The following is a 19,764-nucleotide window of genomic DNA, read 5'->3' on the forward strand; positions in this document are numbered from 1 at the left end:
CCTACGGTGGCGTAACTTACGCTACCGTAGGTCCCCGCGGCCGTCAGCGCCAGTGGGGACACTCAACCGACAGTGGGTTTCAGGTCTCCCGGGGGCGGCGTCCACTCCCCCGCACCGGCCGTGACCTGCTCACCGGAGCGGATGTCCTTCACCTCGTCCGGCGCTCCCTCGACACCGGGGAACCACACGTACGGGATGCCGCGCCGCTCGGCGTAACGGATCTGCTTGCCGAACTTCGCCGCGCTCGGCGACACCTCGGTCGGCACCCCGCGCCGCCGCAGCGCCTCGGCCACCCGGTTGCTGGCCGTACGTTGCTCCTCGCTGGTCACCGCGACGAGCACGGCGGTCGGCACCTCCCGCGAGACCGACAGCTCCCCCGCGCCGAAGAGCAGCCCGAGCAGCCGGGTCACGCCGATCGAGATCCCCACCCCCGGGTACGAGACGGCGCCGGCGCTGGCCAGGTTGTCGTACCGGCCACCGGAGCAGATGGAGCCGAAGCGCTCGTAGCCGCGCAGCTGGGTCTCGTAGACGGTGCCCGTGTAGTAATCCAGCCCACGGGCGATGCGCAGGTCCGCCACGCAGAGACCGGGCGAGTGCTCGGCGGCGGTGTCCACCACCCGGACCAGCTCCTCGATGCCCTCGTCGAGCAGCGGGTCGCTCACCCCGAGCGCCCGGACGGCGTCGGCGAACGAGGCGTCCGGGGCGGAGATCTCGGCCAGCGCCAGGCACGCCTTGGCCTGCGCCTCGCTCGCCCCGGCGGTCTGGGCCAGCAGCTCGGCCACCTTCGCCGGGCCGATCTTGTCGAGCTTGTCCACGGCGCGCAGCGCCGCCTCCGGGTCGGTCAGCCCGATGCCCCGGTAGAAACCCTCGCAGATCTTGCGGTTGTTGACCTGGATCGTCACCGGTGGGATCGGCAACGAGCGCAGTGCGTCCCCGATGACCAGCGGCATCTCCGCCTCGTGGTGCGCGGCCAGCGTGTCCCGGTCGACGATGTCGATGTCGGCCTGGACGAACTCCCGGTAGCGGCCCTCCTGCGGTCGCTCGCCCCGCCACACCTTCTGGATCTGGTAGCGGCGGAACGGGAAGCTCAGCTTGCCGGCGTTCTCCAACACGTACCGGGCGAACGGCACGGTCAGGTCGAAGTGCAGGCCGAGCTGGTCGTCACCACCGGCACCCTCGGCGTCGGCGTGCAGCCGCCGGATCACGTAGACCTCCTTCGAGGTCTCGCCCTTGCGCAGCAGCTGGTCCAGCGGCTCCACGGCGCGGGTCTCCAGCGGCGCGAAGCCGTACAGCTCGAAGGTGGCCCGGATCTTGTCGAGCACGAACTGCTCGATCATCCGCTGGCCGGGGGTCCACTCCGGGAAGCCGGAGATGGGCGTGGGCTTGCTCATCGGCGTACTCCTTGCGGTTCCGCGCCGGTGGCGCGGTGGTGTCGTGGGTCCGCGCGCGGCGCGGACAGAAGATCTAGAGGCCCCGGGTGGGAGCGGCCGGCGACGTGCCAGCCACCTCGATGAGGTACGGGTTGCTGGCGCGCTCACGGCCGATGGTGGTGCTGGGGCCGTGGCCGGGCAGCACGACGGTGTCGTCGGCGAGCGGAAGAATCTTGTCGCGCAGGCTGGTGAGCATGGCCGGCATGCTCCCGCCCGGCAGGTCGGTGCGGCCGATCGACCCGGCGAAGAGGACGTCACCGGAGAGGCACAGCTCGTCAGCCTCCCAGCTCGACCCGGCGCCCGGCAGCCGGAACAGCACCGACCCGCCGGTATGGCCCGGGGCATGGTCGACGGCGATCTCCAGGCCGGCGAGCGTGAGGGTGGCGCCGTCGGTCAACTCCGCCACGTCGTCCGGCTCGGTGTAGCTCAGCCGGCCGCCGAAGAGCGACGTCAGGTCGGTCGAGAGGCCCTTGGACGGGTCGGCCAGCATCTCCCGGTCACCGGGGTGCACGTACGCGGTGATGCCGCGGGCACCGCAGACCGGCGCGACCGAGAAGGTGTGGTCGAGGTGGCCGTGGGTGAGCAGCACGGCGGCCGGATGCAGGCGGTGCTCGGCGAGCAGCGCGTCGAGCTGGTCGAGCACCCCGATGCCGGGGTCGACCACCACGCACTGCTCCCCCGGCGCGGTGGCAACCACGTAGCAGTTGGTGCCGAAGGCGTCCGCGGGAAAGCCGGCCACGAGCACGGGCGCTGTCCTTTCCGTCGAGCAGCTGTCGTCCTGCACAGCAGCCTATCGGGCGGGCCGAGCGAGTTTGCCGCGTCCGCCCCAGGGGCCCCGCAGTGCACAGTGACAACCTCCGATAAGCGCTGCTCGGGACCGGGTGGACCTCGTACACCACATTCCCAGTCACTAGCCGTACACTCTGGCGGGCGTGTGGCGCGGCACACGTGACGCTCGGACGGGTCGGGGCGACCGGCCGCCGGCGACGACCAGGTAGAGGAAAGGGGAGCACGGGTGGCTTCCAGCAGGGACCGGCAGCGCAAACTGGCGCGGGCCAAGCTCGACCGGCAGTTGGCTCGCCGGGCCGCCTCGACGCGGCGCCGACGGCAGATCCAGGCCGGAGTTGGCGCCGCGCTGATCCTCGTGTTGGTAGTGGCCGGCTCAGCCTGGGCGCTCGGTGCGTTCGACTCCGACCCGAAGCAGAACACGGCCGCGGAGGAGACCTGCCTCTGGACGCCGCAGGACGCGACGGCCAACACCAACCTCAAGGACGTCGGCACGCCGGCCACCAAGGATCTGCCCACCGACGGCACCCGGGCGATGACAGTGACCACCAACCAGGGCGCGCCGATCACCGCGGAACTGAACCTGACCAACTCCCCGTGCGCGGCCGCGAGCATCGCCCACCTGGCGAGCCGGTCGTTCTACGACAACACCAAGTGCCACGAGATCACCGCGGAGGGCGCGCTGCGCTGCGGCGACCCCAGCGGCACGGGTCTTGGTGGGCCTACCTACTCGTTCTACGACGAGGAGTTGCCGACCGTGCCGTCGGCGTCGCCGTCGGCCAGTCCGGCCCCCGACCAGCCGCCCACGTACCCGAAGGGGACGGTGGCGATGGTCTCCAACCCGCCGGGCAGCAACGGCAGCCAGTTCCTGATCTTCTTCAAGGACTTCACCACCGCCGACCCGAAGTACCCGGTCATCGGCCGGGTGACCGGCGGGTTGGACGTGGTGGAGAAGATCGGCGCCCTCCCGACCGTGGACAATGGGACCGGGGCGAAGATCAAGCCCAGCACCGATGTGACGATCCAGAGCCTCACGGTCGGTGAGCCGGTCACCGGTGCGGCACCGGCGCCGTCGGCCTCCGGCACCCCGGCCAGCAGCCCGAGCGCCGGCTGACCGGTCGCCCCACCCAATTACTCGGCACCCAGCAGCAGATAGCCAGGAGGATCCAGGCGTGACGTCCACCAGAGAGCGGCAGCAAGCGGCGGCACGACGCGCCCGGCTCGAGAAGGAGATGGCCGAGCGCGCGGCCAAGGCCCGCAAGCGCCGGCAGACGACGGCGATCGTCAGCGCGGGTGCCGCACTGGTGCTCGTGGTCGCCGGCACCGTCTGGCTGGCGGTGAGCCTCGGCGGCGACGACGACAACAAGAGCGACACCGCCGCGCCGGCGCCCGGCGCGTCCGAGTGCGTGTACAACGCGCTGCCCACCGAGCAGCGGCCCCCGCAGATCAAGGACGTGGGGGTGCCGAGCAACCAGCAGTCCGGCACCGGCGTGCAGACCATGACGATCGACACCAACCTCGGCCCGATCACCGCCAAGGTCGACCGGTCGCTGGTGCCGTGCACGGCGGGCAGCTTCACCCACCTCGCGGAGAAGAACTTCTTTGACAACACCAAGTGCCACCGTCTGGTGACCGAGGGCATCAAGGTGTTGCAGTGCGGTGACCCCAGCGCCACCGGCAACGGCTGGCGCCCCACCGACGGCCAGGGCGGCCCGAGCTACCGCCTGCCCGAGGAGAACCTGCCCACCGACAAGCGCCCGCCGTACCCGGAGGGTGTCATCGCGATGGCCAACTCCGGCCAGCCGGGCAGCACCGGCAGCCAGTTCTTCATCGTCTACGGCGACTCGCCGCTGGACCCGGCGTACACCGTGCTGGGCACCATCACCGGCGGCCTGGACCTGGTCAAGGACGTGGCCAAGGCCGGCGACGACGGGGCGTTCGCCCAGCAGGCCGGTGGCGGCCACCCGAAGAAGGAGGTCATCATCAAGGACCTCACGATGAGCAACCCGCAGGGCTGACCCCCGCGCGCACGACGAAGCGCCCGCCGGCTGAGCCGGCGGGCGCTGTCGCGTTCTCGGGGGTACGCGTCGGGCCGCGGGACCGACCCGGTGGGCGTCAGGCCCCGGAGGTGACCCGGTAGGCGTCGAAGACGCCGTCGACCTTGCGGACCGTGGCCAGCAGGTGGCCCAGGTGCTTCGGGTCGGCCATCTCGAAGCTGAACCGGCTCACCGCCACCCGGTCGCGGGTGGTGGTGACGGTGGCGGAGAGGATGTTGACCCGCTCGTCGGAGAGCACCCGGGTGACGTCGGCCAGCAGCTTGTGCCGGTCCAGCGCCTCGACCTGGATGGCGACCAGGAACGTCGACGCGGAGGTGAGCTTCCAACTCACCTCGACGACCCGCTCGCTCTGCGCACGCAGGTCCTCGGCGTTGGCGCAGTCGTCGCGGTGCACGCTCACCCCGCCGGAGCGGGTGACGAAGCCGAACACCGAGTCCGGTGGGACCGGTGTGCAGCAGCGGGCCAGCTTGATCCAGACGTCGCTGACGCCCCGGACCACCACGCCCGGGTCGCTGCTGCTCTGCCGGCTGCGCGGCGGCCGGGTGGCGACGGCGGTCTCGGCGATGTCCTCCGCCGCGCCCTCCTCGCCGCCGTACGCGGCCATCAGCTTCTGGACCACCGACTGCGCGGAGACCTGGCTGTCGCCGACCGCCGCGTAGAGCGAGGCCACGTCGGCCAGGTGCAGGTCCCGCGCGATCGACATGAGCGCGTCGGAGGTGAGCATCCGCTGCAGGGGCATGCCCTGCTTGCGCATCGCCTTGACGATCGCGTCCTTGCCGGCCTCGATCGCCTCCTCGCGGCGCTCCTTGTTGAAGTACTGCCGGATCTTCGTCCGGGCGCGCGGACTCTTGACGAAGCCCAGCCAGTCCTGTGTCGGGCCGGCCGTCTCGGACTTAGACGTGAAGATCTCGATCACGTCGCCGTTGGACAGCGTCGACTCCAGCGGCACCAGCTTGCCGTTGACCCGCGCGCCGATGCACTTGTGCCCCACCTCGGTGTGCACCGCGTACGCGAAGTCCACAGGCGTCGACCCGGTCGGCAGCGGGATGACGTCACCCTTCGGGGTGAAGACGTACACCTCCTGGCTGGACAGGTCGAAGCGCAGCGCGTCCAGGAACTCGCTCGGGTCGGCCGCCTCACGCTGCCAGTCGAGCAGCTGCCGCAGCCAGGTCATCTCGTCGATGTGCGCGGGCGGGCCGACGATCTGGGTGCCCTTGTGCTCCTTGTACTTCCAGTGCGCGGCGATGCCGAACTCAGCGGTGCGGTGCATCGCGTACGTGCGGATCTGCATCTCCACCGGCTTGCCGGTGGGCCCGATGACCGTCGTGTGCAACGACTGGTACATGTTGAACTTGGGCATCGCGATGTAGTCCTTGAAGCGGCCCGGCACCGGCTGCCAGTTGGCGTGGATTACCCCCAGCGCCGCGTAGCAGTCGCGAACCGTGTCGACCAGGATCCGCACACCGACCAGGTCATAGATGTCGTTGAAGTCGCGACCCCGCACGATCATCTTCTGGTAGATCGAGTAGAGGTGCTTCGGCCGCCCGGTGGTCTCCGCCTTGATCTTGGCGGCCTTCAGGTCGGTCTGCACCTTCTGCGTCACCTGCCGCAGCAGCGCCTCGCGCTGCGGCTGGTGCTCCCCGATCAGCCGGTTGATCTCCTCGTAGCGCTTCGGGAACAGCGTGCCGAAGGACAGGTCCTCCAGCTCCCACTTGATCGTGTTCATACCGAGCCGGTGCGCGAGCGGCGCCAGGATCTCCAGCGTCTCCTTGGCCTTCTGCTCCTGCTTGGGGCGGGGCAGGAAGGTCAGGGTGCGCATGTTGTGCAGCCGGTCGGCCAGCTTGATCACCAGCACCCGCGGGTCCTTGGCCATGGCCACGACCATCTTGCGGATCGTCTCGGCCTTGGCCGCGTCGCCCAGCTTGACCTTGTCGAGCTTGGTGACGCCGTCGACTAGCAGGGCGACCTCGCCACCGAAGTCGGCGCGCATCTGGTCGAGGGTGTACTCGGTGTCCTCGATGGTGTCGTGCAGCAGCGCGGCGACCAGCGTGGTGGTGTCCATCCCCAGGTTGCCGAGGATCGTCGCCACCGCGAGCGGGTGGGTGATGTAGGGGTCACCGGACTTGCGGTACTGCCCGGAGTGCCACCGCGCGGCCGTGTCGAAGGCGCGCTGGAGCAGCCGGGCGTCCGCCTTGGGGTGGTTGTCCCGGTGGCTGGCGATGAGCGGCTCCAGCACCTCGCTGACCTGGGAGGTCTGCCAGGGCGCGTTGAACCGGGCCAGCCTGGCCCGGACCCGCCGACCGGTGGGCGCGTTGGACAGCCCGAAGCCACCGCTGGGCGACGGGTCGATGCCCGCGTCGGTCGGGAACGGCACCACGACGCCATCGGCGCCGGGGGACGCCTCGGCGCTCGGCGGGCCGCTGGTCGGACGCACCGCGCTCTCGCCGGGAGCCCGGCCGGAGCCGTTGCCGGAGCCCGTCACCCGGGCCGGCGCGTCGCCTGTCCGGTCGGTCACCGAGCCGTCAGCGTCGCCTGTCGGGTGCACCGTGCCCTCCGCCGGAGGGACGACATCGTGGGACACCGGCCTCCTCACCGCTCGCCGGAAACACGCCGGCCGAAGATCGGCCGACCTGGTCTCGCCCGCCGGACGGGTTACCGCCGGCGTCAGCAAAGGGCAATGCTACCCGCACGGACGGTCCCCTGCCGCTCCGCCGGACGGTCGGCGCCGGGTCCGTCCGACGGGTCCGGGATCAAACGGTCAGCAGAGTATCGACCGGCTCAAACAGTCAGCAGGGCATGCACGGGACGCGGTGCCAGCCGCTCGCGCCCACCCAGGAAGCCGAGCTCCAGCAGCACCGTGAAGCCCGTGACGGTGCCGCCGGCCCGCTCGACCAGGTCCAGCGTCGCCTCGGCGGTGCCGCCGGTGGCCAGCACGTCGTCGACCACCAGCACCCGGTGCCCGGCGGTGAAGGCGTCCTCGTGCACTTCGAGGGTGGCCTCGCCGTACTCCAACTCGTAGGAGACCGAGTGCGCCGGACGGGGCAGTTTGCCGGCCTTGCGCACCGGCACCACACCCACCCCCGTCGCGTACGCGATGGCCGCCGCCACGACGAACCCGCGCGCCTCGATGCCGACCACCACGTCGAAGGTGTCCCGCCCGTGGTGGGCGACGATCCCGTCGATCACCTCACGGAAGACCTTGCCGTCGGCGAACAGTGGCATCAGGTCCTTGAACATGACGCCGGGCTTGGGAAAGTCGGGCACGTCCAGCACCCGACTGGCGACCAGTCGGGCGACCTCCGGGCCACTGTCCCCGCGCGCTGCGGTGCTGTGGGTCTCCGTCACGGCTTTTTCGCTCTCCTTCGACGACGAACGGCGTCCGGCAACAGCATGCCGGACGCCGTTCGGGTGTTTCCTGTCGGGTCAGCGCCGCTTGGCGCCACCCGGCCGGTTGCCGCCGCCACCGGGGCGACCGCCCCGGGCGCCGGTGGGCCGCTTGCCCGCCGGCCGAGCGCCCACCTTGGGGGCGGCACCGGCCAGCGCGGCGGCGTCCTGGTCGACCGGCTCGTCAGTCGCATCGGCCTGGGCCACCGGGCTCGCGGCAGCACCCTTACCGGTGACCTCGCCGCGGCCGGCCCCGCCCCGCCGGGTCAGGACGCGCTTGTTGTGAGCCTGGATCCGCGGGTCGTAGTTCTTCAACAGCGCCAGCAGCGGAGTGGCCACCAGGATGGAGGTCAGGAACGCCACAGCCATACCGACGAACAGCACCAGACCGAGGTCCTTCAGCGTGCCGGCGCCGAGCAGGCCGGCACCGATGAAGAGCAGACCGCCGACCGGCAGCAGGGCGACCACCGAGGTGTTCAACGACCGCATCAGGCTCTGGTTGATGGCCAGGTTGGACGCCTCGCCGTACGTCTGGTTGTTGTTGGCCGTGATGCCCCGGGTGTTCTCCTGGACCTTGTCGAAGACCACCACCACGTCGTAGAGCGCGAAGCCCAGAATGGTGAGGAAGCCGATGATCGTCGACGGGGTGACCTCGAAGCCGACCAGCGAGTAGATGCCGGCGGTGAGGATCAGGTTCGTGATCAGCGAGGCGACCGCGGCGACGGCCATCCGCCACTCGAAGCGCAGGATCAGGTAGACCATCACCAGCGCGATGAAGATGACCAGACCGAGGATGGCCCGCTGGGTCACCTGGCTGCCCCACGCCTCGCTGACCTGGTTGTCGCTGATCTGGTCGACGTTGATGCCGAGGTCCTCGGCGATCTGGGCCTTGACCGCGGTGGCCTGGTCGACGGTGAGCTGCGGCGTGCGCAGCTCGTAGGAGTCACCGCCGGGACCGCCGACCTTCTGCGCGGTGGCCACCTCAACGCCGGTGTTCGCCGAGGTGAGGGCCGAGTTGACCTCCCGCTCGGCGTCGTCCAGGGTGCCGACGCTCGCCGGCACCTGGAACGAGTTACCGCCGGCGAACTCGATGCCCAGGCTGAACCCACGGATCGAGAAGCTGAGGATCGCGATCAGGACCAGGACCCCGGCGACGCCGAACCAGAGCTTGCGCCGGCCGACGATGTTGAGACCGGCCTCGCCGTTGTAGAGGCGGCTCGCCAGACCGTTTTCAGCCATCTCAGGCCTCCTTGGCGCGCGGGTTGCGGGGCTGAGTCGGCTGGTTGCGGGCCGGAAGTGCCCGGCCCAGACCGCTGACCCGCGGGGACAGGAACGCCCGGGTGCGGGCGAACATCGTCATGATCGGGTGCCGGAAGAGGAAGACCACGACCAGGTCCAGCACTGTGGCCAGACCGAGGGCGAAGGCGAAGCCCTTGACCGTGCCGACCGAGACCACGTAGAGCACCACAGCGGAGAGCAGGGTGATCGCGTTGGCCGAGATGATCGTCCGGCGGGCCCGGATCCAGGCGCGGGGCACCGCGCTACGCGGGCTGCGCCCCTCCCGGATCTCGTCTTTCAGTCGTTCGAAGTAGATGACGAACGAGTCCGCCGCCACACCGAGTGAGACGATCATGCCGGCGATGCCGGCGAGGGTGAGCGTGAAGCCGATCTGCCGGCCGAGCACCACCAGCGCGCCGAAGACCAGCAGCGCGGACAGGATGAGGCTCAGGAAGATCACCGAGCCGAGCAGCCGGTAGTAGAAGAACGAGTAGATGATGACCAGCAGCATGCCGATGCCCGCCGCGAGCAGACCGGCGCGCAGGTGGCTGGCGCCCAGCGTGGCGGTGACGTTCTGCGCCTCCTGCTGCTCGAAGGTCACCGGCAGTGCGCCGTAGCGCAGCTGACCGGCGAGGGTGCTGGCGTCCTTCTGAGTGAAGGTGCCGGTGATCTGGGAGTTGCCGGTCAGCACGCCCTGGATCTCCGGGGAGGAGACGATCTTGTTGTCCAGTACGACGGCCACTCGGCACTTGCCGTCCTGGCCCAGCGCGGTCGCGTCGCAGGCCTGGCCCTCGTTGTTGAACGACTCACGGGTCAGCGAGGTCCACTTGCCCTGGCCGTCGCCGGTGAAGTCCAGGCTGACCACCCAGGCGTTGGTCTGGTCGAGCACCGCGTCGGCGTCGGACACGTCGGTGCCCTCGACCTTGGCCTGGTCGAGCAGGTACTTCGACGCGCCGTCCTCGCAGGAGACCACCTGCTGCTTCGGGTCGGAGATCGACGCCGGGGGGCGCTGGTCGAGCTGCGCGCAGCTGATCGTCGGCACGTTGAACTGCATCTGCGCCGGCAGCACCGCCACCTCCTGCGGAGACAGCGTGCCGAACGGCTTGAGCTTCTCGGCCAGCGACGGGTCGGCAGTCAGATCGGCCGGGGCCTGCAACCCGTTGGCGGCCTGCCACGCGGCGGCACCGACCTTCTGCTCGACGACCTTGCGCTGCTGCTCGACACTGGCCGGCACCGGTTCGGCGCTGGGCGCGGCGGCGCTCGGCGAGGCCGTGGCGGACGCGGAGGGGGTCGGCGTGGCGCTGGGCGACGCCGGGGCCATTCCGCCCTGACCGCCGCTGGGCGACGAGGTCACCTTCGGCGAGGCGCTGCCCGTCGGGGTCGGGGTCGCGGCGCCGGACGGGGTCGCGCTGCCGGTCGGGGCGGCGCTGCCGGACGGGGCCGGCGTGGCGGCGGGCGGCGCCTCGGCCACCCCGCTGCCGGAGGCGGCCTTGAGCACCTTGCGGAAGCGCAGCTCGGCCGCCTCGCCCACGTCGTCGAGGTTCCGGTTCTCACCGGGCAGGGAGATGACGATGTTGCGGTTGCCCTCGGTGACCACCTCGGCCTCGGCCACGCCGAACGCGTTGACCCGGCTCTCGATGATCTCCCGGGCCTCCTCGAGGTTCTCCGCCGTCGGGGGCTTGCCGTCGACGCTGTTGGTCGCCTCCAGTGTCACCCGCGTGCCGCCGATGAGGTCCAGGCCGAGCTTGGGCTCGAGCCGGTCCTTCCAGCTGCCGCTGGCGCCAGCGAAGAACACCAAAAGATAGAGGACCACGAAGATGAACCCGAGCACGGCGAGCTGCCGCCCGGGGCGCATCTGTCCCTGAGGTGGTGCCACGGCTGTCCTGTCTCCCTGTACGGTCGCGCCGCTGTCGCAGCGGCGGCGGTGTCGGGCCGGGGGTCCTGCCCGACGGGGTCTGCCTTGAGCCGACGGAGTGCCGACACGAGGACCGGGCACCCCGGCGCGGAACGCCGACGGTCACGGGAACGTGCCGACGCCCGGCGTCGACCCAACTATCCAGTTTTCACGTCTCGCCCGCTGCCCCGTTCGGGCGCGACGACCCGGAAGCCGGCCGACCGGCCGTACGCCGGACTCGCCGCTCCCGGGGGAGGGGTCACTCCTTGACGGTGTCCGCGTCCTCGGTGACCGGCTCGCTCGGCAGCTCCGCGCGGGTGACCACCCGCGCGATGGCCGGGCGGGCATAGCGGGTCTGCACGCCCGGGGCGACCTCGATCAGGACGGTGTCGTCCTCGATGCCGGTGACAGTGCCGTAGAGCCCACCGATGGTCACGACCTCGTCGCCGGGGCCGAGGTTGGACTGCATCGCCTCCGCCTCTTTGCGGCGCTTCTGCTGGGGCCGGATCATCATGAAGTACATGACGCCAAAGAGCAGGGCGATCATCAGGATCGGCGTGATACCGCCGGCCCCGCCACCCGGTGCTGCCAATTGCACGGTTACTGACCTTCCCATTGGCCACCTGCTCGGCACCGGGGTGCCGGAGCGGAGGCGGATTCTCACGTCCTGTACAGACCGCGGCGAAGTCTAAACCCTGCACCTGGGAACGCCGAATGCGGCACAGATCACGTTCACATCACGGCTGATCGACATCCAAGGAGAACAAGTCGGGTACAGGTGGACTATCCGCACCAAATGTACCATTCGGCGGCGTGCGCCCCAGATGCCGCCAGGCGGCCTCGGTCGCCACCCGACCCCTGGGCGTACGGGCCAACAGCCCGGCCCGCACCAGGAACGGCTCGCAGACCTCCTCGACAGTGTCCGGCTGCTCCCCCACCGCCACGGCGAGGGTGGACAACCCGACCGGGCCGCCCCGGAACGACTCGACCAACGCGGTCAACACCGCCCGGTCCAGCCGGTCCAGGCCGAGCGCGTCCACGTCGTACACGATCAGGGCCGCGCGGGCGGTGTCGAGGTCGACCACCCCGTCCGCCCGGACCTCGGCGTAGTCGCGGACCCGGCGCAGCAGCCGGTTCGCGATCCGCGGCGTGCCCCGGGACCGACCGGCGATCTCGGTAGCGCCCTCCGGGGTGATCGGCACCCCCAGGATCCGCGCCGAACGGTGCAGCAGCGTCTCCAGATCCGCCGGGGCGTAGAAGTCGAGGTGCGCCACGAAGCCGAACCGGTCCCGCATCGGCCCGGTCAACAGGCCCGAGCGGGTCGTCGCGCCGACCAGGGTGAACGGCTCGACGTCCAGCGGAATCGCCGTCGCCCCCGGCCCCTTGCCCACCACCACGTCGACCCGGAAGTCCTCCATCGCGCTGTACAGCAGCTCCTCGGCCGGCCGCGCGATCCGGTGGATCTCGTCGATGAACAGCACGTCGCCCTCGGCGAGGCTGGTCAGGATCGCCGCCAGGTCACCGGAACGCTCGATCGCCGGCCCGCTGGTCACCCGGATGCCCGCGCCCAGCTCGGCGGCGACGATGTTGGCCAGACTCGTCTTACCCAACCCGGGTGGGCCGGAGAGCAGGATGTGATCCGGCGGCGACCCCCGCCGCATGGCGCCCTGCAGCAACAGGTCGAGCTGGTCGCGTACCCGGTCCTGGGCGATGAACTCGGCCAACCGCCTCGGCCGGACCGTGGCCTCCGCGTCCCGATCGGCGTCGCTGACGTACGCCGAGACGAGCCCCTCGGTCTCGCTCATCGTGCGACCCGGGCGGTCATCGGGTGCGACCCAGCAGTCGGATGGCCTGCTTGAGCAGGACCGGCACCGGCGGGGTCTCACCCTCGATCGACTCCGCCACCGCGGCCACCGCCTGATCGGCCTGCCCGGCCGTCCAGCCCAGCCCCACCAGCGCCTGCCGGACCTGGTCGGGCCAGCTGCCGCGGGTCACCCCGGCCGCCCCGTCCGCGCCGATCGGCACCGGGCCGATCCGGTCACGTAGCTCCAGCACCAGGCGTTCCGCGCCCTTCTTGCCGATCCCGGGTACGCGGGTCAGGGCGGCCGTGTCGGCGTTGGCGATCGCCTTGCGAACCGCGTCGGGGGTGTGCACCGCCAGCACCGCCTGGGCCAGTCGCGGGCCGACCCCACTGGCGGTCTGGAGTAGCTCGAACAGCGACTTGGCGTCGTCGTCGGCGAAGCCGTAGAGGGTCAGCGAGTCTTCCCGCACGATCAGGCTGGTGGCGAGCCGGGCGACCTGGCCGACCCGCAGCTCCGCGAGGGTCCCCGGGGCGCAGTGCACGGCGAGCCCGACCCCGCCGACCTCGATCACGGCCTGGTCCGGACCCGTCGCGGTCACCGTGCCGCGCACGCTGGCGATCATCGCGCTCCTCCTCGTCGTGCCCGGTCGGCTGCGGCGGCCAGCTTGGAGCGGGTCCCGCCGCGCCACACGTGGCAGATGGCCAGGGCCAGCGCGTCGGCGGCGTCCGCCGGCTTCGGCGGCTCGTCCAGCCGCAACAGCCGGGTCACCATGGCGGTCATCTGCGCCTTGTCGGCCTGACCGGACCCGGTCACGGCGGCCTTCACCTCGCTCGGGGTGTACGTCTGCACCGGCAGCCCGGCCCGCGCCCCGGCCAGCACGGCGATGCCACTGGCCTGCGCGGTGCCCATCACGGTACGAACGTTGTGCTGACTGAACACCCGCTCGACGGCGACGCTCTCCGGTTGATGCTCGGCGACCAGCTTGTTCAGCGACCGGTCCAGGTGCAACAGGCGCAGCGCCAGGTCGTCGGCCGGGTCGGTGTAGACCACGTAGTAGGCGACCAGGGTGCAGGGCCGGCCGGGCACACCCTCGACCACGCCCACCCCACACCGGGTCAACCCCGGATCCACACCGAGCACGCGCACGCCGCCCCCTCCCCAGCCGTCAGCAGTACGTGTGTTCGACACCCTAACCGGCGCCCTTCCCACCAGCCCCACGGGACACGCCCTCGCGCCGCTGCACGCCCCGCGCCCCGACGTGTCCGACGGCATCATCCTGAGGTTGGGCGATCCTGCGGGCGCACGACGGGACGAGGCAAGGCGCGGCGGGGCGGGTGGGGCCACACAGCTTTGGTACGGAGTATGTGTCGCTGACCCATGTGCCGGGGAGCACACAGCTCGTAACTTCTTGCGCCATGACGGCAGAACCCGTGGTGGTCCCCCACGTCGTACAGGTCGACCTCTCCGGTCGGACCGCCCTGGTGACCGGGGGCGGCGGCGGCATCGGGCGGGCGTGTGCCCTGCGGCTGGGTGCGGCCGGCGCCAAGGTGCTCGTGGTGGACCGCAACCTGGAGGCGGCCAAGGCGGTGGCCGCCGAGGCCGGTGGCCGGGCCGAGGGCGTGGACCTGTCCGACGCCGCGGCGGTGGATTCGCTCGACGTGGACGTGGACATCGTGGTGAACAACGCCGGGCTCCAGCACGTGGCGCCGTTGCAGGACTTTCCCGTCGAGCGTTTCGAGTACATCCAGCGGGTGATGGTGGAGGCGCCGTTCCTGCTGATCCGCCGGGCGCTGCCGCACATGTACGCGCGGGGCTGGGGACGGGTCGTCAACATCTCCTCGGTGCACGGGTTGCGTGCCTCGCCGTACAAGGCGGCCTACGTCTCGGCCAAGCACGCCCTGGAGGGGCTGTCGAAGGTGGTCGCGTTGGAGGGCGCCGCGCACGGGGTCACCGCCAACTGCATCAACCCGGCGTACGTGCGTACCGCTCTGGTGGAGAGCCAGATCGCCGACCAGGCTGCCAGTCACGGCATCGACGAGGCCGAGGTGATCGAGAAGATCATGCTGGCCCGGGCCGCGATCAAACGGTTGATCGAGCCGGAGGAGGTGGCCGAGCTGCTGGCGTACCTCTGCTCGCCGCCGGCGGCGTTCATCACCGGGGCGTCGATCGCCCTCGACGGGGGCTGGACGGCCAACTAGTGGGGCTGAGCACAATGTCGACCATGTCTTCGCCGGTGGAGTTCCTGGAGCTGCTCGCCCGAGAGGCCGCGGCGGTCGAGTTCGAGGGACCGCTGGTGGCCGCGCGGGCCGCCGGGCTGCCGCCGGACCGGCTGGCCGAGCTGGAGCAGGCCAAGTCGGTGGCGTTGCGGGTCCGCGCGCTGCTGGAGCGTCGCCGCCGCCGGGAGAGCGAGCTGTCCGGCCTGTACGACACTGTCAGCGACCTGGCTGGGCTGCGCGATCTGGACGACGTGTTGCGGGCGATCGTGCACCGGGCCCGTCACCTGCTGGGCGCGGACGTGGCGTACATGACGCTCAACGACGACGAACGTGGCGACACCTACATGCGGGTCACCGACGGGTCGGTCTCGGCCCGTTTCCAGCGGCTGCGCCTGCCGATGGGCGCCGGTCTCGGTGGCCTGGTGGCCCAGTCCGGTGCCCCGTACGTCACCGCCAACTACGGCGAGGACGCGCGCTTCCACCACACCGGCGAGATCGACGCCGGGGTGGGCGAGGAGGGGCTGGTGGCGATCCTGGGGGTGCCGCTGCGGCTCGGTTCGACCTCGATCGGGGTGCTCTACGCGGCCAACCGTTCGGCCCGGCCGTTCGTCCGGGAGGAGGTGGCGTTGCTGGTGTCGCTGGCCGCGCACGCCGCGGTGGCGATCGACACCGCCCGGCTGCTGACCGAGACCCGTTCGGCGTTGGCCGAGCTGTCGGCGGCGAACACCACCATCCGGGCGCACAGCAGCTCGGTGGAGCGGGCCGCGGCGGCACACGACCGGATGACAGCGCTGGTGCTGCGCGGCGGCGGCGTGGAGGACGTGGCGGCTGCGGTGACCGAGGTGCTGGGCGGCGCGCTGCTGGCGCTGGACGCCGAGGGCCGCCTGCTGGCCCGGGTGGGTGAGATCGAGGAGCCGGACCGCGCGGACATCGTCGAGGCGGTGGCCGCGTCCCGGACCGAGGGGCGCAGCGTACGCCGGGGTCCGCTCTGGTACGCGGCAGTGGTGGCCGGCGCGGAGAACCTGGGCGCCCTGGTGCTGCGCCCTGACGACGAGTTGGTCGACGCCGACCAGCGCATCCTGGAGCGGGCCGCGTTGGTGACCGCGCTGCTGCTGCTGTTCCGCCGAACGGTCGCGGAGGCGGAGGGGCGGGTGCGTGGCGAGTTGCTGGACGACCTGATCGCCCGACCGCTGCGCGACACCGACGCGCTGCGCAGTCGGGCCCGTCGGCTCGGGGTGGACCTGGACGCGCCGCACGTGCTGGTGGCGGTGGGCGACGACGCGATCGCCGCTACCGGTTCGGCTCGGCAGCGGGTGCTCTCCTGGGCCACCACGTACGCCTCGGCGCGCGGCGGGCTGGCCGCGGCGCGCGACGGCCGGGTGGTGCTGTTGCTGCCGGGGTTGGACGCGGGCGGCAGCGCCCGCGCGGTGGCCCGGGACCTGTCCCGGGTGACCGGTCGACCGGTGACGGCCGGGGCGAGTGGCCCGTCGAACACGCCGGCGGCGCTGGCCGGGACGTTCCAGGAGGCGGACCGGTGCCTGACGGCGCTGGGCGCGCTGGGTCGCGCCGGGCAGGGCGCGAGCACAGTGGAGTTGGGCTTCGTCGGGTTGTTGCTGGGCACTGTCGGTGACCGGGGCGAGAAGGACGTGACCGAGTTCCTCGGCGCCACCGTCGGGCCGGTGCTCGACTACGACGCCCGGCGCGGCACGGCTCTGGTGAAGACGCTGGAGGCGTACTTCGGGGTGGGTGGCAGCCTGGCCCGGGCCGCCGAGCAACTGCACGTGCACGTCAACACGGTGACCCAGCGGTTGGAGCGGGTCGGGCAGTTGCTCGGCGTCGACTGGCAGCGGCCCGAGCGGGCGCTGGAGGTGCAGCTCGCGCTGCGCCTGCACCGACTGCGGGCACCGGCCGGCTGACCGACGCCGGCCGGCGGCACGAACGCCGCCGACCGGGCGCCCGGCGTCAGCGGGCCTGGATGCCCTCCAGCACGGCGTCGACGACCCGTTCGGGCAGGGACTGCTCGTCCAGGTCCGGGTTCCACTGGAGCACCCGCTGGATCAGCATCGGCCCGGTGAGCAGCGCCATCGTCACCTCGACGTCGATGTCGGCGCGCAGCACCCCCTCGTCGATGCCGCGTCGCAGCACCTCGCGCATCAGCTGCCGCCGGGGCGAGATGATGTTCTGGTAGAGCTGGAACTGGTCGGCGCTGCGGTTCACTGCGGGTGCCAGGCAGGGCATGATCTTGGCCGCTCGCGGGTCGACGTTCTTGCCGATCGCGCCGACGAGCAGCACCAGGTCGTCGCGGACGGAGTGGCCCGCCGGCTGGGCCAGGACGCCCTTGAGGCGGCGCAGCGCGTCCAGCAGCAACGCGTCCTTGCCGGCCCAGCGCCGGTAGATGGTGGCCTTGCCGACCCCGGCGCGGGTGGCGATCGCCTCGATCGAGAGCGCCTCGATGGTGCTGCCCTCGGCGAGCAGGTCGAGGGTGGCCTCGATGATCGCCTCGTCGGCGCGGATGCTCCGCGGTCGACCGGGCGACCGCGGAGCATCGGCAGTGGACGTCATGTCCGCCATTCTCCCCGAACCTATGCCGTGCCGGCCAGCTCAGGCTCGGCGACCGGCGCCGCCGGGGCGACGCTCGTGTCCTCCTTGCCCGGCATCCAGCGCAGCACCACGATGATCCCGAGTGCGGCGATGACCGCGGAGAGCCCGGCCGCCCAGTGCATGGCGGTGACGAAGGCGTCGTTGGCCGCCGAGATCAGTCCCGGCGCCGCCGGGCCGAGCTGGCCCGCCGCCGCGTAGGCACCGGAGATCGACTCGTTGGCCGCGTCCTGGGCCTGGGTGGGCAGACCGGTCAGGGCGTCAGCGATGTCGCTGCGGTAGACGGCGGAGAGCACCGAGCCGAGGACGGCCACGCCGAGCGCGCCGGCCACCTGGCGGATGGTGTTGCTGACCGCGGAGCCCACTCCGGCCTTCTCCCGGGGCAGCGCCGACATGATCGACTCGGTGGCCGGCGGCATGATGTTGGCCATCCCGGCGCCCTGGATGAGGAAGACGAGCAACACGATCCAGATCGGGGTGGAGTCGCCGATGAAGACGAACGCGCCGAGTGACACCACCGTCAGCGCCAACCCGACGGTGGCGACTGCCTTACCGCCGTAGCGGCGGACCATCGCGGCGCTGCGCGGCGCGAAGACCAGCTGGGCGCCGGCGAAGGGCAGGAAGAGCAGACCGGTCTGCAACGGGCTGTAGTCGCGCACGAGTTGCAGGTAGAACGAGCCGAAGAACATCGAGCCCATCGCGGCGAAGAACACCAGGCCCACGATCACGACCGGCGCGGCGAACCGGGGCACCTTGAACAGTCGAACGTCCAGCGACGGGTGGTCGCTGCGCCGCTCGTGCTGCACGAACCAGGCCAGCACCGCGACGCCGACCAGGATCGAGCCCCAGGCCACCGGGCGGCCGAAGCCGTGCTCGCCGCCGTCGATGATGCCGTAGGAGAGGGCGACCAGGCCGACAACGGAGAGCAGCACGCCGAGCACGTCGATCCGACCGGGCCGCGGGTCACGCGACTCGGGGACCAGCAGCGCCACCAGAATCACGCCGGCGACGACCACCGGCACGTTGATCAGGAAGACCGAGCCCCACCAGAAGTGCTCCAGCAACGCGCCGCCGAGGATCGGGCCGATAGCCACGGCGAGACCGACAGCGCCGGCCCAGACCCCGATGGCCCGACCACGCTCGCGCGGGTCGAAGACGTTGGAGATGATCGACAAGGTCACCGGCATGATGGCCGCGCCGCCGACCCCCATCAGGGCGCGGGCCGCGATGAGCTGTCCGGGGCTCTGGGCGTACGCGGAGAGCAGCGACGCCAGGCCGAACAGCACCAGACCGATCATCAGGAAGCGCTTGCGGCCGGCGCGGTCGCCGAGCACCCCGAAGGTGAACAACAGCCCGGCGAAGACGAGCGTGTAGGAGTTGATCGACCACTCCAGCTCGCCCTGGCTGGCGCCGAGACCGTGCACCGGGTCGGCCAGGGTGCGCAGGGCGACGTTGAGGATCGTGTTGTCGAGGACGACCACGAGGAGGCTGATCACCAGCACCCCCAGGATCGCCCACCGCCTCGGGTGTCCGGTGTTGTCGTGCAGCTCCATGCCTGGCTTTCCCCCCACGCTGATCACCCGCGACGAAATACGATACGGGTCAGACTCGTAACGCGGGTCAGCCTACGACGCGTATTAACGATACGGCACCGATCCGTATCGTATGTGGTGGGCATCACGCCCGGGCGCGGCCGCCAGGCAGGCGTCGACGGCCTCCGTCAACGTGCCGAGACGGACCGCCGGACCGCCGAGCGGCTCGATCCAGCCCGGCCCGGCGCCGTACACCCGAAGGAGCGGAAAGTCCCGGGCGAAGCGCACCAGGCGGTACGCGCGGCCGGTGAGCGGCGTCTGCGACCAGAGCACGACGATGCGCGGGCGGGCCCGGTACACAGCGCTGGTGAGCGCGGACCAGGGCAGCGCGGGGCCGAGGTTCAGACAGCCGCGGCCCTGCTCGCGCAGCGCGGCGGCGAGCGCCAGCAGACCCAGGCTGTGCGCCTCCTTCTCGGCGCCGGCCAGCAGCACCCCGCCGGTGGGCAGTGCCCGGCCCGGCTCCCGGCGGTACGCGTCCAACCCGACCCGGACGCCCTCGAAGAGGGCGTGCTCGACGACGATCTCGGCGGCGGTACGCCCCGACAGCCGGGCCAGCAGCGGACGGCAGACCTGCTCCCAGAGCGCCGGCACGCCCCACGCCTCGACCAACTCCAGCACCAGCGTCGCGACGCCGTTGGCGTCCAGGTCCTCGGCCGCCAGCGAAACCTGCTTGTGCGCGATCTCCACGGCCTCCGCCGGCATCGGATCGGTCAGCACCAGACGTACC

General features: G+C 71.3%; 17 protein-coding genes. 4 read left to right on the top strand and 13 right to left on the bottom strand.

The genetic code is table 11. The annotated features are described in order from the left end of the window. Window positions 1–62: 62 nt before the first annotated feature. Both hisS and KBX08_RS19735 read right to left on the bottom strand, forming a co-directional pair. On the bottom strand, window positions 63–1,391 hold the full coding sequence (hisS, locus tag KBX08_RS19730; protein WP_210784939.1) for a histidine--tRNA ligase: 1,329 nt from the start codon (window positions 1,389–1,391) through the stop codon (window positions 63–65). A gap of 73 nt (window positions 1,392–1,464) precedes the next feature. Beyond that, entirely contained in the window at window positions 1,465–2,175 is a 711-nt protein-coding gene (locus KBX08_RS19735) for an MBL fold metallo-hydrolase (protein WP_091401834.1), read from the bottom strand. Window positions 2,176–2,445: 270 nt separating this feature from the next. Here KBX08_RS19735 and KBX08_RS19740 point away from each other — a divergent pair, with 270 nt between their 5' ends. After that, a complete protein-coding gene (locus KBX08_RS19740) occupies window positions 2,446–3,330 on the top strand; it encodes a peptidylprolyl isomerase (RefSeq protein WP_210784940.1) in 885 nt (294 codons plus the stop codon). Window positions 3,331–3,388: 58 nt separating this feature from the next. Next, window positions 3,389–4,234, top strand: coding sequence for a peptidylprolyl isomerase (locus KBX08_RS19745; protein ID WP_210784941.1), 846 nt, complete (start codon window positions 3,389–3,391; stop codon window positions 4,232–4,234). Between the two features lie 97 nt (window positions 4,235–4,331). Here KBX08_RS19745 and KBX08_RS19750 read toward each other — a convergent pair whose 3' ends face one another. The 8 genes from KBX08_RS19750 to ruvC form a co-directional block, all read right to left on the bottom strand. Then, the gene (locus tag KBX08_RS19750) at window positions 4,332–6,854 is read right to left on the bottom strand and encodes a bifunctional (p)ppGpp synthetase/guanosine-3',5'-bis(diphosphate) 3'-pyrophosphohydrolase (RefSeq protein ID WP_210784942.1); all 2,523 of its coding nucleotides are present in this window, start codon (window positions 6,852–6,854) and stop codon (window positions 4,332–4,334) included. 197 nt (window positions 6,855–7,051) lie between these two features. Continuing rightward, entirely contained in the window at window positions 7,052–7,618 is a 567-nt protein-coding gene (locus tag KBX08_RS19755; protein ID WP_210784943.1) for an adenine phosphoribosyltransferase, read from the bottom strand. 78 nt (window positions 7,619–7,696) lie between these two features. After that, window positions 7,697–8,896, bottom strand: a complete 1,200-nt coding sequence (secF, locus tag KBX08_RS19760; RefSeq protein WP_210784944.1) for a protein translocase subunit SecF — start codon at window positions 8,894–8,896, stop codon at window positions 7,697–7,699. Window position 8,897: 1 nt separating this feature from the next. Next, window positions 8,898–10,811, bottom strand: a complete 1,914-nt coding sequence (gene secD, locus KBX08_RS19765; protein ID WP_210784945.1) for a protein translocase subunit SecD — start codon at window positions 10,809–10,811, stop codon at window positions 8,898–8,900. A gap of 277 nt (window positions 10,812–11,088) precedes the next feature. After that, window positions 11,089–11,427, bottom strand: a complete 339-nt coding sequence (gene yajC, locus KBX08_RS19770; protein WP_307850591.1) for a preprotein translocase subunit YajC — start codon at window positions 11,425–11,427, stop codon at window positions 11,089–11,091. Between the two features lie 139 nt (window positions 11,428–11,566). Further along, window positions 11,567–12,634 carry a Holliday junction branch migration DNA helicase RuvB gene (gene ruvB / locus KBX08_RS19775; RefSeq protein WP_210784946.1) on the bottom strand — a complete coding sequence of 356 codons (1,068 nt, stop codon included), beginning with the start codon at window positions 12,632–12,634 and terminating at the stop codon, window positions 11,567–11,569. A 16-nt stretch (window positions 12,635–12,650) separates the two neighbouring features. Beyond that, window positions 12,651–13,253 carry a Holliday junction branch migration protein RuvA gene (gene ruvA / locus KBX08_RS19780; RefSeq protein WP_210784947.1) on the bottom strand — a complete coding sequence of 201 codons (603 nt, stop codon included), beginning with the start codon at window positions 13,251–13,253 and terminating at the stop codon, window positions 12,651–12,653. Further along, window positions 13,250–13,777 carry a crossover junction endodeoxyribonuclease RuvC gene (gene ruvC, locus KBX08_RS19785; RefSeq protein ID WP_210784948.1) on the bottom strand — a complete coding sequence of 176 codons (528 nt, stop codon included), beginning with the start codon at window positions 13,775–13,777 and terminating at the stop codon, window positions 13,250–13,252. Before ruvC ends, ruvA begins: the two co-directional genes overlap by 4 nt. A 269-nt stretch (window positions 13,778–14,046) precedes the next feature. On the opposite strand from ruvC, the gene KBX08_RS19790 reads away from it, so the two are divergent. Together KBX08_RS19790 and KBX08_RS19795 are read left to right on the top strand one after the other, a co-directional pair. After that, on the top strand, window positions 14,047–14,829 hold the full coding sequence (locus KBX08_RS19790; RefSeq protein ID WP_210784949.1) for a 3-hydroxybutyrate dehydrogenase: 783 nt from the start codon (window positions 14,047–14,049) through the stop codon (window positions 14,827–14,829). Between the two features lie 14 nt (window positions 14,830–14,843). Continuing rightward, a complete protein-coding gene (locus tag KBX08_RS19795; protein WP_210784950.1) occupies window positions 14,844–16,763 on the top strand; it encodes a helix-turn-helix domain-containing protein in 1,920 nt (639 codons plus the stop codon). Between the two features lie 46 nt (window positions 16,764–16,809). Here KBX08_RS19795 and KBX08_RS19800 read toward each other — a convergent pair whose 3' ends face one another. From KBX08_RS19800 to KBX08_RS19810, 3 genes are all read right to left on the bottom strand, one after another. Continuing rightward, complete coding sequence (locus tag KBX08_RS19800; protein ID WP_145795537.1) at window positions 16,810–17,418, bottom strand: TetR/AcrR family transcriptional regulator; 609 nt, start codon at window positions 17,416–17,418, stop codon at window positions 16,810–16,812. 11 nt (window positions 17,419–17,429) lie between these two features. Then, window positions 17,430–18,998: an MFS transporter gene (locus KBX08_RS19805; protein ID WP_210784969.1), complete on the bottom strand. Its 1,569-nt coding sequence runs from the start codon at window positions 18,996–18,998 to the stop codon at window positions 17,430–17,432. Between the two features lie 84 nt (window positions 18,999–19,082). Beyond that, on the bottom strand, window positions 19,083–19,754 hold the full coding sequence (locus KBX08_RS19810) for a transcriptional regulator (RefSeq protein WP_307850593.1): 672 nt from the start codon (window positions 19,752–19,754) through the stop codon (window positions 19,083–19,085). Window positions 19,755–19,764: the final 10 nt, after the last annotated feature.

This window comes from Micromonospora sp. H61 (assembly GCF_018070325.1).
GTDB lineage: Bacteria > Actinomycetota > Actinomycetes > Mycobacteriales > Micromonosporaceae > Micromonospora > Micromonospora salmantinae.

Excerpts from the sequence above, each read along its gene's own strand:
- ruvB (WP_210784946.1), bottom strand. The coding sequence starts at position 12,634 with ATGAGCGAGACCGAGGGGCTCGTCTCGGCGTACGTCAGCGACGCCGAT.
- KBX08_RS19805 (WP_210784969.1), bottom strand. The coding sequence starts at position 18,998 with ATGGAGCTGCACGACAACACCGGACACCCGAGGCGGTGGGCGATCCTG.
- KBX08_RS19800 (WP_145795537.1), bottom strand. The coding sequence starts at position 17,418 with ATGGCGGACATGACGTCCACTGCCGATGCTCCGCGGTCGCCCGGTCGA.
- ruvA (WP_210784947.1), bottom strand. The coding sequence starts at position 13,253 with ATGATCGCCAGCGTGCGCGGCACGGTGACCGCGACGGGTCCGGACCAG.
- secF (WP_210784944.1), bottom strand. The coding sequence starts at position 8,896 with ATGGCTGAAAACGGTCTGGCGAGCCGCCTCTACAACGGCGAGGCCGGT.
- KBX08_RS19790 (WP_210784949.1), top strand. The coding sequence starts at position 14,047 with ATGACGGCAGAACCCGTGGTGGTCCCCCACGTCGTACAGGTCGACCTC.
- KBX08_RS19795 (WP_210784950.1), top strand. The coding sequence starts at position 14,844 with ATGTCGACCATGTCTTCGCCGGTGGAGTTCCTGGAGCTGCTCGCCCGA.
- hisS (WP_210784939.1), bottom strand. The coding sequence starts at position 1,391 with ATGAGCAAGCCCACGCCCATCTCCGGCTTCCCGGAGTGGACCCCCGGC.